The organism is Pseudomonas acericola (SeqCode), assembly GCF_053456465.1.
Map to the genome: position 1 here is coordinate 883,047 of NZ_JBRFJB010000003.1, position 13,711 is coordinate 896,757.

General features: G+C 61.1%; 13 protein-coding genes. 8 read left to right on the top strand and 5 right to left on the bottom strand.

Annotated elements, in window-relative coordinates:
* The first annotated feature begins 244 nt into the window (after positions 1–244).
* The 5 genes from ACU688_RS16050 (at position 245) to mddA (ending at position 4,875) form a co-directional block, all read left to right on the top strand.
* Positions 245–1,342, top strand: coding sequence for a carboxynorspermidine decarboxylase (locus tag ACU688_RS16050; protein WP_257783592.1), 1,098 nt, complete (start codon positions 245–247; stop codon positions 1,340–1,342).
* Between the two features lie 28 nt (positions 1,343–1,370).
* Positions 1,371–2,615: a saccharopine dehydrogenase family protein gene (locus ACU688_RS16055; RefSeq protein WP_448185548.1), complete on the top strand. Its 1,245-nt coding sequence runs from the start codon at positions 1,371–1,373 to the stop codon at positions 2,613–2,615.
* Between the two features lie 240 nt (positions 2,616–2,855).
* Positions 2,856–3,359 (top strand): DUF6622 family protein, encoded by a 504-nt coding sequence (locus ACU688_RS16060; protein ID WP_448185549.1) that lies wholly within the window; start codon positions 2,856–2,858, stop codon positions 3,357–3,359.
* A gap of 94 nt (positions 3,360–3,453) precedes the next feature.
* Positions 3,454–3,957, top strand: a complete 504-nt coding sequence (gene lspA, locus ACU688_RS16065; protein ID WP_448185550.1) for a signal peptidase II — start codon at positions 3,454–3,456, stop codon at positions 3,955–3,957.
* A gap of 126 nt (positions 3,958–4,083) precedes the next feature.
* On the top strand, positions 4,084–4,875 hold the full coding sequence (gene mddA, locus ACU688_RS16070; protein ID WP_448185551.1) for a methanethiol S-methyltransferase: 792 nt from the start codon (positions 4,084–4,086) through the stop codon (positions 4,873–4,875).
* Positions 4,876–5,019: 144 nt separating this feature from the next.
* On the opposite strand, the gene glsB is transcribed toward mddA, so the two are convergent.
* The 3 genes from glsB to ACU688_RS16085 all read right to left on the bottom strand — a co-directional run bounded on the left by glsB (position 5,020) and on the right by ACU688_RS16085 (position 7,706).
* Positions 5,020–5,928, bottom strand: a complete 909-nt coding sequence (glsB, locus tag ACU688_RS16075; RefSeq protein WP_448185552.1) for a glutaminase B — start codon at positions 5,926–5,928, stop codon at positions 5,020–5,022.
* 166 nt (positions 5,929–6,094) lie between these two features.
* Positions 6,095–6,883: an ABC transporter ATP-binding protein gene (locus tag ACU688_RS16080; protein WP_448185553.1), complete on the bottom strand. Its 789-nt coding sequence runs from the start codon at positions 6,881–6,883 to the stop codon at positions 6,095–6,097.
* Between the two features lies 1 nt (position 6,884).
* Positions 6,885–7,706: an ABC transporter permease gene (locus tag ACU688_RS16085; RefSeq protein ID WP_448185554.1), complete on the bottom strand. Its 822-nt coding sequence runs from the start codon at positions 7,704–7,706 to the stop codon at positions 6,885–6,887.
* Positions 7,707–7,962: 256 nt separating this feature from the next.
* On the opposite strand from ACU688_RS16085, the gene ACU688_RS16090 reads away from it, so the two are divergent.
* Complete coding sequence (locus tag ACU688_RS16090) at positions 7,963–9,045, top strand: LLM class flavin-dependent oxidoreductase (protein WP_448185555.1); 1,083 nt, start codon at positions 7,963–7,965, stop codon at positions 9,043–9,045.
* 257 nt (positions 9,046–9,302) lie between these two features.
* On the opposite strand, the gene ACU688_RS16095 is transcribed toward ACU688_RS16090, so the two are convergent.
* Both ACU688_RS16095 and ACU688_RS16100 read right to left on the bottom strand, forming a co-directional pair.
* The gene (locus ACU688_RS16095) at positions 9,303–10,097 is read right to left on the bottom strand and encodes a class II aldolase/adducin family protein (RefSeq protein WP_124528382.1); all 795 of its coding nucleotides are present in this window, start codon (positions 10,095–10,097) and stop codon (positions 9,303–9,305) included.
* Between the two features lie 244 nt (positions 10,098–10,341).
* Positions 10,342–11,247 (bottom strand): LysR family transcriptional regulator, encoded by a 906-nt coding sequence (locus ACU688_RS16100; protein ID WP_017736142.1) that lies wholly within the window; start codon positions 11,245–11,247, stop codon positions 10,342–10,344.
* Positions 11,248–11,461: 214 nt separating this feature from the next.
* Between ACU688_RS16100 and ACU688_RS16105 the strand changes: the two genes are divergently transcribed.
* Both ACU688_RS16105 and ACU688_RS16110 read left to right on the top strand, forming a co-directional pair.
* A complete protein-coding gene (locus tag ACU688_RS16105) occupies positions 11,462–12,073 on the top strand; it encodes a cysteine dioxygenase family protein (protein ID WP_448185556.1) in 612 nt (203 codons plus the stop codon).
* Positions 12,070–13,653 carry a rhodanese homology domain-containing protein gene (locus tag ACU688_RS16110; RefSeq protein ID WP_448185557.1) on the top strand — a complete coding sequence of 528 codons (1,584 nt, stop codon included), beginning with the start codon at positions 12,070–12,072 and terminating at the stop codon, positions 13,651–13,653. Before ACU688_RS16105 ends, ACU688_RS16110 begins: the two co-directional genes overlap by 4 nt.
* Positions 13,654–13,711 lie beyond the last annotated feature (58 nt).

Consider the following 13,711-nt stretch of genomic DNA (forward strand, 5'->3'; position numbering starts at 1 on the left):
ACAGTAGCGGGGGAATGTGGCAGTTCGGTGCTGAACAGATGACGCTTTCATGGCAGTGCAGATCCCCCCTCTCCCGCCAAGCCAGCTCCCACATTGATCCGGGGTGTACCTATGGATAGTCATACTCAGCGGGTAGAGTTGAAAACCTGGCGCAGCAAATTCCGCCCACTAACCTTCCGATTCGCCCCAAGTGCGGGCACAATGCGTGTCCTTTTTTGGCAGGCACCGCCGCAGGCTCTCAAAAATGATCAAAACGCCGTACTACCTCATCGATAAACAGAAGCTTCTGGTCAACATGCAGAAGATTGCTTACGTGCGCGAACAGTCCGGCGCCAAGGCCCTGCTGGCGCTCAAGTGCTTTGCCACCTGGTCGGTGTTCGACCTGATGCAGCAATACATGGACGGCACCACCTCGTCGTCGCTGTACGAGCTGAAGCTGGGCCGCCAGAAGTTCGCCGGTGAAGCGCACGCCTACAGCGTGGCCTGGGCCGACGATGAAATCGAAGAGATGCTGGAGAACTGCGACAAGATCATCTTCAACTCCATCAGCCAATTGCAGCGTTTTGCCGAGCGTTCCGAAGGCAAGACCCGTGGCCTGCGTGTGAACCCGCAGGTGAGCAGCTCCGATTACCTGCTGGCCGACCCGGCGCGTCCATTCAGCCGCCTGGGCGAATGGGACCCGGTGAAGATCGAAGGCGTCATTGATCAGATCTCCGGCTTCATGTTCCACAACAACTGCGAGAACGGCGACTTCAGCCTGTTCGACAAGATGCTCGGCACCATCGAAGAACGCTTCGGCGCGCTGCTGCATAAAGTCGAGTGGGTCAGCCTCGGCGGCGGCATCCACTTCACCGGTGAAGACTATGCAGTGGACGCGTTCTGCGCGCGCTTGAAAGCGTTCTCCGAACAGTACGGCGTGCAGGTCTACCTGGAACCCGGCGAAGCGGCGATCACCAACAGCGCCTCCCTGGAAGTCACCGTGCTCGACACCCTCTACAACGGCAAGAACCTCGCCGTGGTAGACAGCTCCATCGAAGCCCACCTGCTGGACCTGCTGATCTATCGCCTCAACGCCAAGCTGGCGCCGAGCGATGGCGAACACACCGTGATGGTGTGCGGCAAATCCTGCCTGGCCGGGGACATCTTCGGTGAGTACCAATTTGATCGTCCGCTGGCCATCGGCGATCGGCTGTCGTTTATCGACACCGCGGGCTACACCATGGTCAAGAAAAATTGGTTCAACGGCCTGAAAATGCCGTCCATCGTAGTGAAACAACTCGACGGTACTGTCGAAGTGGTTCGTGAATTTGGTTACGACGACTACCTGTCCAGCCTTTCGTAAGCTGGCGGATATAGGAGAAAGAAAGCAATTGAAAAAGAACGTTCTTATCATTGGTGCAGGAGGTGTCGCCAAGGTGGTGGCCCACAAGTGCGCGCAGCACAACGACGAACTCGGTCGTATTGCTATCGCGTCGCGCAACATCTCCAAATGCCAGGCCATCATCGACAGCGTCAAGGCCAAGGGTAGCCTCAAAGTACCCGCAGAAATCAAAGCCTTCGCGCTGAACGCCCTGGACGTGGAAGCGACCAAGGCCCTGATCCGCGAGACCGAATCGCAGATCGTCATCAACGTCGGTTCCTCGTTCCTCAACATGTCGGTACTGCGTGCCTGCATCGACACGGGCGTGGCCTACCTCGACACCGCCATCCACGAAGAGCCGGGCAAGGTCTGCGAGACCCCGCCGTGGTACGGCAACTACGAGTGGAACCACCTGGAAGAGTGCAAACAGAAGAACATCACCGCCATCCTAGGCGTGGGCTTCGACCCGGGTGTCGTCAACGCGTACGCCGCGCTGGCGCAGCAACAGCATTTCGACCGCATTGATTCGATCGACATCCTCGACGTCAATGCCGGCTCCCATGGCAAATACTTCGCCACCAATTTCGACCCGGAAATCAACTTCCGCGAGTTCACCGGACAGGTGTGGAGCTGGCAGAACAGCCAGTGGACCAGCAACACCATGTTCGAAGTCAAACGCACCGATGACCTCCCGGTTGTCGGTTCGCAGAACCTGTACCTGACCGGCCACGATGAAGTGCACTCGCTGTCGAAAAACCTCGACGTGCCCAACGTGCGTTTCTGGATGAGCTTTGGCGAACACTACATCAACGTGTTCACCGTCCTGAACAAGCTCGGCCTGCTCTCCGAAAAACCGGTCACCACCGCCGAAGGCCTGGAAGTGGTGCCATTGAAACTGGTCAAGGCCGTACTGCCCGACCCGTCTTCGCTGGCGCCCGGCTACACCGGCAAGACCTGCATCGGCGACCTGGTCAAAGGCACCAAGGACGGCAAGGCACGCGAGGTGTTCATCTACAACGTGGCGGATCACGAAGAAGCGTTCGCTGAAACCGACAGCCAGGGCATCTCCTACACCGCCGGCGTGCCACCGGTAGCCGCCGCGCTGCTGGTTGCCCGTGGCGAGTGGGACGTGCAACGCATGGCCAACGTCGAGGAACTGCCGGCTGAGCCGTTCCTCAAGGCGCTGGACGTGATGGGCCTGCCGACCCGAATCAAGGATGAGCACGGTGATCGTGCCTGGGATGCGACTGCCTGATAGGCGATAGCGGACCGAACAAAAAAAATGCGCCCTTAGGGGCGCATTTTTTGTTGGAGGCAAACACAGCCCTCACGACCAATGAGGTCAACTGTGGGAGCTGGCTTGCCTGCTCCCACATTCGGCCCCATGCCAGGTGCAGGAAATACGCTCACCGCCAAGTCCGCCCACACACTCATCATTTCGTCACACAACCTGCCCTAAAGTGACGACCTTCAGTTCTCAAGGACGAGACCCCAATTGATCTACATCATCCACACCCCCTACTGGGTCTTTGCCCTCTTCATCGGCCTGTGCCTCTTTGGTGTACTGCAAACCCGTACTCGCGGCGTGCGTCCTGCGCTCGCGCTGTTGCTACCCGCCGGCATGCTTGTCCTGTCCCTGGCTGGCGTGTTGCAGTACACCAGCCTTTGGCTCGCAGGGCTGGCCAGTTGGATGCTCGGCGTCGCCGTCAGTGCAACCCTGCTTTCGCGATTGATGAGTCCAGGCTTCGTAACCCCCGCTCCCGATGGCCGATTGCTGGTGCAAGGCAGCTGGGTGCCTCTGCTGGTCATCCTGGGTATTTTCCTCACCCGTTACACGCTGGGTGTGGCGCACGCCATGCACTCCCCGATGCTTGAGCAGTGGCCGGTGCAGATGGTAGTGGCCGGCGTTTTGGGAACCTGGAGCGGGTACTTTGCGCTGCGTGGGCGGGTGTGCTGGCAAGTGATTCGCTCATCGCGGCTGTCGTCAAGGCTGGCATAAGGCAGATCCTGGATCACCGGGAACATGGACGACACAGGGCGCCTGAGCTATCTTCTGGCCCCCTCCCGACAGACCCGGAACAGGAAGTAACCGCTTGAGCACGTCGCCCCTCCTGCGAGGCCGCACCTTTGCCCTCCTCGCCGGCATCGCCTTTATTGCCGTGGACCAACTCGTCAAATTGCTGGCCCTGGCATCCCTGCACGCGCAGAGCTTCAAGATCGGCTCCACCCCGTTCAATCTGGCACTGGAGTTGAGCCTGAACCCGGGCGCATTCCTCAGCCTCGGTGCCGCATTGCCGCCACAGGTCAAGCAGCTGATTTTTATCGTCGGCGTGGCCGTCGTGGTGGTGTGGGCAATGTGGTGGTCGTTATCCAACTGGAACCAACCTTTGCGTAAAGTCTTGCCGCTTTATGCGATCGCCCTAGGCGGGATCGCCAACCTGATCGATCGGGTCTTTCGCGACGGCCACGTCGTCGACTACATGGTGCTGAACCTCGGCCCAACGCACACTGGCGTGTTCAACATCGCGGATATCGCGATCACCGCCGGGGCGTTGTGGTTGATGGTGGATCTGTTTGTGAAGCCGCGCAAAGTCTAGCGATCCCCCCCCCCTAGGGATCTGTGCACCCAGGTAGCTGAATCCTCAAACCCCGCTAACCTTGACAGGGCGAGAGTTCAATCATCGATTGGCTTACCTCCTCACCATGTGCGAAAGGATTCGTCCATGAACCTGCAGAAAACCGCGAACGGCCATTCTGCACGTATTGCCGGGCTGGCCTTCAGCACCTGCTGTTATCTGGTCTTTCTATTCACGTTTTTCTACTTGATCGGCTTCGTAGGCGGTGTCGTCGTACCCAAGCACATCAACTCCGGCCCCGTCAACGGTTGGCCTCTGGCAATCCTGATCAACTGCTTGCTGATGCTGTTGTTCGGCGTCCAGCACTCGGGGATGGCGCGTAAAGGCTTCAAGCGCTGGCTGACGACATTCGTCCCGCCTGTTGCCGAGCGCTCGATCTACGTATTGCTCAGCAGCCTGGTGCTTGTGCTGATGTTCTGGTTGTGGCGGCCAATCACATTCACCGTCTGGCAGGTTGAGGCGGCTTGGGCCAGGGTGCTGCTGACCAGCCTGTTCTGGCTGGGCTGGGTGGTTGTCTTCGTGGCAACGTTGCTGATAAGCCATTTCGAACTCTTTGGGCTCAAGCAGGCGATTGATCGTTGGCGTGGCACGGCACAACAGCTGTCGATATTCCGAACGCCATCGCTTTACAGGATTGTCCGCCACCCCCTGTACCTGGGATTCCTGATCGCCTTCTGGGCAACGCCGCACATGACCGCTGGCCACCTGTTGTTTGCGGTTGGGCTGACGGCCTACATCTTTGTGGGTGCGCACTTTGAAGAGAAGGATCTTGAGGCACTGTTCGGTGAGCAGTATCGGCAGTACAAGCAAGCGGTCGGCATGGTTTTACCTTGGTCGAACGTCCGGCCTGCATCACGGATAAAGAAGCCTGAATCTTGATGTGGGAGCTGGCTTGCCTGCGATGGCGGTCTTTCAGGGCCAGATGTGCTGGCTGACACACCGCTATCGCAGCGATGCGGCGGCCCGACAAGCCAGCTCCCACATGGGATTTGCGGTGCTCGGGCTATTTCACGTGCCGCTTTATCAAAACACCGACCACCCAATCCGCTCACTCAGCAACTCCAACGCCTTGATCCCCGCCAGCGAGTTGCCGGCCGCATTCAACTCCGGCGACCACACGCACACCGTAAACTGCCCCGGCACCACCGCGACGATCCCGCCGCCCACGCCGCTCTTGCCCGGCAAGCCGACCCGATAAGCAAAGTTGCCCGCCTCGTCGTACAGCCCGCTGGTGGCCATGATCGAGTTCACCTGCTTGGTCTGGCGTGCCGTGAGGATCTGCTCGCCGCTGTGGGCACTCACCCCTTCGTTGGCCAGGAAGCTGAACGCCTTGGCCAGGTCCAGGCAGCTCATCTGCAGCGCGCAGTAGTTGAAGTAGCTGTGCAACACCGCGTGCACGTCGTTATGGAAGTTGCCGAATGACTTCATCAGGTACGCCATGGCCGCATTGCGCGCGCCGTGTTGCGCCTCTGACTCCGCGACAACACCATCCACCAGGATCTGTGGATTGCCCGACAAGCGCCGCACAAAATCACGCATCGATAAAATCGGCACGGCAAACCGCGACTGGTTGATGTCGCAGATCACCAGCGCGCCAGCATTGATAAACGGATTGCGCGGCCGGCCGCGCTCAAACTCCAACTGCACCAGCGAGTTGAAGGGCTGCCCGGAAGGCTCATGGCCCAAGCGTTCCCAGATGGTTTCGCCACCGTGGTCGATGGCTTGCACCAGGCTGAACACCTTGGAAATGCTCTGCACCGAAAACAACGTGTCAGCGTCGCCGGCACAGTAGGCGGAACCGTCGTTGCCGTACACGGCGATCCCCAGTTGGTTGGCCGGCACATCGGCCAGCGCGGGGATGTAGTTGGCCACTTTGCCGAGGCCGATCAATGGACGCACTTCGTCAAGGATCGACTCCAGCAACGCCTGCATGTCTTGTCCTGTCATCTGTCTTGGAATCGGTGATAAGCGGGGCGCGGAGGATACCTGATCTCAATGTGGCGAGGGAGCTTGCTCCCGCTGGAGTGCGAAGCGCTCCCAAGATTTCGGGGCCGCTACGCAGCCCAGCGGGAGCAAGCTCCCTCGCCACAAGTAAGTACTAGATCGCAACTTTGAACACTGCAGGCTCTGCCCGCACCGGCAAGTGCCGCACGTTGGCCTCGGCACCACGTACCGCCGCAACATCCCCTTGCACCCCAAGCAACCCCAACAACCGCGCGCGGATCGCCTGGAAACCGGCCTGCCCCGTATCCCGCGCTCGCGGCAGATCAATCGTCAATTGCTCGGCAATCTTGCCGTTCTCCAGCACGATCACGCGGTCGGCAAGCAAGATTGCTTCGTCCACATCGTGGGTCACCAGCAACACGGCCGGCGTGTGTTTGCGCCACAACTCGATAATCAGGCGGTGCATCTTGATGCGGGTCAGGGCATCCAGTGCGGCGAAGGGTTCGTCCAGCAACAGCAACTTGGGTTCACGCACCAGCCCCCGCGCCAGGGCCACGCGCTGGGCTTCGCCGCCGGACAGTGTGGCCGGGTAGGCGTCGAGACGGTGGGCCAGGCCGACTTCGGTCAGGGCCTGCACCGCGCGCGCCTTGGCGTCGGCAACGTGCAGGCCGAGCACGACGTTTTTCCACGCGCGCTTCCACGGCATCAGGCGCGGCTCCTGGAACACCGCCGCGCGCGCCTTGGGCACCCGCAGTTGGCCGCTGTCGATGCTGTCGAGCCCGGCCAGGCTGCGCAGCAAGGTGGTCTTGCCCGAGCCGCTGGCGCCGAGCAAGGCGACGAATTCGCCGGGCGCAATGTCGAGGTCCAGGCCGTCGATCACCCGTTGCTGGCCGAATTGACGGACGACATTGCGCAGTTGCACGGGCGCTTCAATGGACGACATATCAATTCCTCACAAAAGATGGGCGCCAGGCCAGCGCAAAGCGTTCGAGGGCGCGGATCACGCCATCGATCAGCAGGCCGAGCACGCTGTAGATCAGCAGGCAGATGACGATCACGTCGGTGCGCATAAAGTCCCGCGCATCACCGGCCAGGAAGCCGATGCCCGCCGTGGTATTGATCTGCTCGACAAACACCAAGGCCAGCCAGGAAATGCCCAGGGCATAACGCAAGCCGACAAAAAACGACGGCAACGAACCCGGCAAGATCACGTGCCAGATCAGCTCGCGGCGGTTGAGGCCGAGGGTGTTGGCGGCCTCGATCAACTTGGGGTCGATATTGCGGATGCCGGCAAACAGGTTGAGGTACACCGGAAAGGTGGTGCCGGTGACGATCAGCGCAATCTTGGTGAACTCGCCAATGCCGAACCACAGGATAAACAGCGGAACCAACGCCAGGGACGGGATGGTGCGCAGCATCTGCATCGGCGAGTCGAGGATCACTTCACCGCGCCGCGACAGGCCGCTGACCAGCGCCGCCACCACGCCAATGCTCACGCCGATGCCCAGGCCGAACAACGCACGTTGCAGGGACACCAGCAGGTGCTTGCCCAACTCCCCGGAAACGATCATTGCCCACAGCGTGCCGCCGATCTGCGACGGCGGGGCGATCACCCGCGCGGGAATCCAGCCCGCCTGCGAGGCCAGCTCCCACAGCAGCAACAGCACAACGGGGCTAAGCAAGCGCAACACGGCGTCCGGCGTGTGCCAGCGGCGCTTCGCCGTGGGTTGAACATCGCGTTTGTTGATGGTGAGCGTCTCGGTCATCGGGCTAGCTTCCTTGGAAAGACTCGACCCCATGCTAATCGCATAAAAAACCGTGGTGAAAGTCTTTCGAGGAATAACCTAATGCACACAAAATGCAAATTACTGATACATCAATCAATTTATGATTCTACATTTTAATAATTAGGTTAGAACCAAACGGCCTTTTACAGCCCCGCCCCCTGCCCCTACCTTGGACGCGAATAACCGACCCCCTGCCCGGCGGAGGTGACCATCCCGCACCAGACAAGGACAGACCATGAGCATTGAATTCATCGGCTACATTGGCGGCCATCACGCTTCCGAGATCCACCCGCGCAGCGGCCCTACCCTGCAACCGGACTACGTCGAAACCGTGGCCCGCGCCCACGAAGAGGCCGGGTTCGACCGCGCCTTGGTGGCGTTCCATTCCAACAGCCCGGACAGCACGCTGATCGCCTCCCACGCCGCCAGCGTGACAAAGAAGCTGCAATTTCTGATCGCCCATCGCCCGGGTTTCGCGCAACCGACGTTGGCGGCACGCCAGTTCACCACGCTGGATGTGTTCAACGGCGGGCGCACGGCGGTGCACATCATCACCGGCGGCGATGACCGCGAACTGCGCGCCGATGGCAGCCATATCGGCAAGGACGAACGCTACGCCCGCACCGACGAATACCTGAGCGTGGTGCGCCAGGAATGGACCAGCGAGCAGCCCTTCGATTTCGCCGGCACCTACTACCAGGTCGAAGGCGCGCACTCCACGGTCAAATCGCCGCAACAGCCGCATATCCCGCTGTACTTCGGCGGTTCGTCACCGGCGGCCATCGCCGTGGCCGGCAAGCATGCCGACGTGTACGCGCTGTGGGGCGAGACCTACGAGCAAGTGCGCGAGATCGTCACCCAAGTGCGCGCCGAGGCGGCCAAGCACGGGCGCACGATTCGCTTCAGTTTGTCGCTGCGGCCGATCCTCGCCGAAACAGAAGAACTGGCGTGGGCACGCGCCGACAGCATCTTGCAGCAAGCCACCGCGCTGGCGGAAAAGAATGGCTTTGTGCGCCGCGAACCGCCGAACGAAGGCTCGCGTCGCTTGCTCGCCGCCGCTGCACAAGGCTCGCGTCTGGACAAGCGCTTGTGGACCGGGATTGCCGGGCTGCTTGGCGCGCAGGGCAACTCCACGTCGCTGGTGGGGACGGCAGAGCAAGTCGCCGAGGCGTTGGTGGATTACTACGACCTGGGAATCACCACGTTCCTGATCCGTGGGTTTGATCCGCTGAATGATGCGATTGATTACGGCAAGCGCCTGATCCCCCTCACCCGCCAACTGATCGCGGAGCGCGAACAGGCTCAGCAAGTCGCGTAATCCTGTGAAGATCGTTCCCACGCTCTGCGTGGGAATGCCGCCGGTGGCGCTCTGCGCCACGCCTTCAAGAACGGACGCGGAGCGTCCGGGGATGCGTTCCCACGCAGAGCGTGGGAACGATCAGTAAATGTGGGAACTGACTTCTGTGGGAGCTGGCTTGCCTGCGATGCAGACACCTCGGTCTGTCAGTCATACCGAGGTGATGCTATCGCAGGCAAGCCAGCTCCCACATTTTTAGCCCTGCTGAGTGCCGAGGATCAGTTTTTGTAGTCGGTATCGGTACGTTCCAACTGCCGGATCAACGCATTCCAATGCCGCGCCACACCCGGCCCATCACCGCTGGCAAACACCTTGGCCTGCTGCTCGACCTTTTCTACCACCTCCTTCGGCGGGAAGATCAACTCCGCATTCCCTGCCGCCTGCGCCGCCACCTGGATATTGCACGCGCGCTCCAGCTGTTGCAGTTGCTGGAACGCATGCTCGACACTCACACCCGCCGTCAACAGCCCGTGGTTGCGTAGGATCATCACGCTCTTGTCACCCAGGTCCGCCACCAACCGCTCACGCTCGTCCAGGTCCAGGGCCACGCCTTCGTAACCGTGGTACGCCACGCGCCCGGAGAAACCGATGGAATGCTGGGAGATCGGCAGCAAGCCGTCCTTCTGCGCCGACACCGCAATGCCGTCACGGGTGTGGGTGTGCAACACCGCTTGCAGGTCGTGGCGTGCGCCGTGGATGGCGCTGTGGATCACGTAGCCGGCGTAGTTGATGCCCAGGCCGGTGGGGTCATCGACGATGGTGCCGTCGAGGTCGACCTTGACCAGGTTGGAGGCGTTGATTTCATCGAACAACAAACCAAAGGCGTTGATCAGGAAATGCTCGTCCGGGCCCGGCACGCGGGCGGAGAAGTGGGTGTAGATGTGGTCGGTCCACTTGTACAAGGCCGCCAGGCGATACGCGGCGGCCAGCTTGACGCGCACTTCCCATTCTTCTGGAGTGACGCGCTGGCGGACATTGGTGGAAACGCTGGAAATCGAGGTGACGCTGCTCATGGCAAAACTTCCTGGATGGCCTTAAGGACTTCCAGGCAAGCCTATGGGATGCATAAAAATAATAAAAAGCACATTTTAATCTAAGCTAATTATTATTTTTTTTCATAACCATATCAAACACGACACAGGACAAATGTGGGAGCGGGCTTGCCTGCGATGGCGGCGGGTCAGGCAACATTTCCGTCACTGATACACCGCCATCGCAGGCAAGCCAGCTCCCACATAAAAGCGGCTTTCACTGGGGTTAAGCGGCGTCTCTGATCTTGTGCAACGAAGCCGCAACCAACTTGCCAAACGCATCCACCGGCCCCTGCAAGTTGCCCAAAAAGTGCGGATAGATCAGCCACAAATCCATCACCGGCTTGAAGTCCTTGAGCGGCATCACCGCCAGTTGCTCACGGTGGGCGCTACGCTCCAGCAATGGACGCGGCACCAGGCCCAGCCCCAGGCCATCGGCGACCAGGCCCAATTGCAGCTCGGTGCCAAACGTCTCCAGGTTCACCCGCAAGGCCAGGCCCTGATCGGACAAGGTGCGCTGCAACCCCGCACGGAAGCCGCAGCCATCCGGGTTGAGAATCCAGCCGTCCTGGTACACGTCCGCCAGCTTGCACGGCTTCTTCGGCAACTGCGCCTTGGCACACACCACCACCAACTCCATCTTGCCGATGGACTCACCGACGATGTTGTCAGGGAAGATCTTGCCCGCCGGGAACAACGCCGCCGCCGCGTCCAACTCACCGCGCTCGATCTTGCCCACCAGTTGGCTGCCCCAGCCAGTGGCGACCTGGGCGCGCAGGTCGGCGTATTCGGTGCGCAGGTGCTTGAGGGCATCGAGCAGCACCACGTCGCCGATGGTCTGCGGCACGCCCAGGCGCAGCAGGCCGGTGGGCGGTGCGTCGGTGGCCACCAGTTCACGCAGGGCATCCATCTCGCGCAAGATCAGCCGGCATTGCTCGTAAACCCGGGTGCCGATCAAGGTCGGCTTGAGCGGCTTGGTGTTGCGGTCGAACAGCTCCACCCCCAGCGCCTGCTCAAAGTTCTGCACGCGACGGGTGATGGCGGGCTGGGTCAGTTGCAATGATTCGGCGGCATGGCTGATGGACTGGCAACGAATCACTTCGACAAAGGCGTCTATATCGTCAATTTTCATTTGGGCCGCACATAGAGAACAGTCAATAAGATGTGTGCGAAGCATAGTTGCAGGATCGCTATCTGAATAGTCTGCGCTGCGATCGATAACGTCTAAGCCTAGTCGGAGCAGTTCTAAATTACCTTCAGCTATAAGCTAATCATTAAAAAATAGCATATTAACTATAAACATTATGCTTAGATAAGCTTAACCGACAGCGACTGATGGAATTGCCATGACCCAGGCCAAGCACCCCGAAAGACTCAGAGCCTTTATTGGCGCCCTGGCGGAACTGATCGACGGCAATCCACGCGAAGGCGACCTGTTGCACCGTGGCGGCAAGCTGTTGGCGCAACTGGTCAGCCATGATGACTGGCTCCCCGATGAGTTCGCCCAACCCAACCCCGAGCGTTACCAGCAATTCCTGCTGCATGCCGATTCGCGCCAGCGCTTCAGCATCGTCAGCTTTGTGTGGGGCCCGGGGCAAAACACGCCGATTCATGACCATCGAGTGTGGGGGCTGATCGGCATGTTGCGTGGCGCAGAGCTTTCCCAAGGTTTTGAGCGCGCCCCCGACGGCAGCCTGGTGGCCGAGGGCAAGCCGATTGCATTGGTGCCGGGCCAGGTGGAAGCGGTGTCGCCCAAGGTCGGTGACATCCATCAGGTGAGCAATGCCCACAGCGACCAGGTGTCCATCAGCATCCATGTGTATGGCGCCAATATCGGTGCGGTGCGCCGCGCGGTGTACCAGCCCGACGGCAGCGAGAAACTGTTTATCTCCGGTTATTCCAACGCCTTCCTCCCGAATATCTGGGATTTGTCCAAAGAAAAGAGCCCTGCCCTATGAGCACCGTATCGACCCAAAGCTTCGCCCAGATCCGCCAGGCCCTGTTGGACCGCCACGAAGTCGCCCTGATCGACGTGCGCGAAGAAGCGCCGTTCGCCGAATCCCACCCGCTGTTTGCCGCCAACATCCCGCTGTCCAAGCTGGAGTTGGAGGTGTACGCACGCATTCCACGCCGTGATACCCAAGTCACCGTGTACGACAACGGCGAAGGCCTCGCCGCCCGCGCCGCCGAGCGCCTGGTTGCGCTGGGCTACACCCAGGTCAGCCTGCTCGAAGGTGGCCTGGACGGTTGGCACCAGGCCGGTGGCGAGCTGTTTATCGACGTCAACGTGCCGAGCAAGGCCTTTGGTGAACTGGTGGAAAGCGAGCGTCATACGCCGTCCCTCGCTGCCGAGGAAGTGCAGGCCCTGCTCGACAGCCAAGCCGATGTGGTGGTGCTCGACGCCCGCCGTTTCGACGAATACCAGACCATGAGCATTCCTACCGGCATCAGCGTGCCCGGGGCCGAATTGGTCCTGCGCGCCCGTGAACTGGCGCCCGATCCAGCCACCCGCATCATCGTCAATTGCGCCGGACGCACCCGCAGCATCATCGGCACGCAGTCGCTGATCAACGCCGGCGTGGCCAATCCGGTGTCGGCGCTGCGCAACGGCACCATCGGTTGGACGTTGGCCGGGCAGAAACTCGCCCACGGCCAATCGCGTCGCTTTGCACCGACCTCGGAAGAACATCGCCAAGTCGCCGCCGTGGACGCGCGCCGCGTTGCCGACAAGGCCCGCGTCGGCCGTGCCAGCCTCGCCGACCTGGCGCGCTGGCAGCAGGAAGCACAGCGCACCACCTACCTGTTCGACGTGCGCACCCCGGAAGAATTCGAAGCCGGCCACCTGCCGGGCGCGCGTTCGACGCCGGGCGGCCAGCTGGTGCAGGAAACCGACAACGTCGCCAGCGTGCGCGGTGCGCGCATTGTGCTGGCGGATGACGATGGCGTGCGCGCCAATATGTCTGCGTCCTGGCTCGCGCAGTTGGGCTGGGAAGTGCACGTGCTGGATGACCTGCAAGCGGCGCACTTCAGTGAGCAAGGTGCGTGGGTCGCCCCCGTGCCAGCCCCGCCACAAGCCGAGTCGATCAGCCCGCACACCCTCGCCGAGTGGCTGGCCCATGGCGACACCGTGGTGCTGGATTTCACCGCCAGCGCCAACTACGTCAAGCGCCATATCCCCGGCGCCTGGTGGGCCTTGCGGGCGCAACTGCCCGCTGCCCTGGCCAAGGCACCCGCCGCCGAGCGCTACGTGTTGACCTGTGGCAGCAGCCAGTTGGCGCGCCTCGCAGTGGCCGAAGTCGAAGCCATCACCGGCAAGCAAGTGTTCCTGCTGCAAGACGGCACCGCTGGCTGGATCAACGCCCAACTGCCGCTGGAAGAAGGTGAAAACCACCTCGCCTCACCGCGCATCGACCGCTATCGCCGCCCATACGAAGGCACCGACAACCCCAAGGAAGCCATGCAGGCGTACCTGGACTGGGAATTCGGCCTGGTGGCCCAACTGGCCCGCGACGGCACCCATGGTTTCTACGTGATCTGACCCACCCCGATCCACCTGCACCCACCCCGGGTGCAGGCCCCACATCCGACCCCTCTCC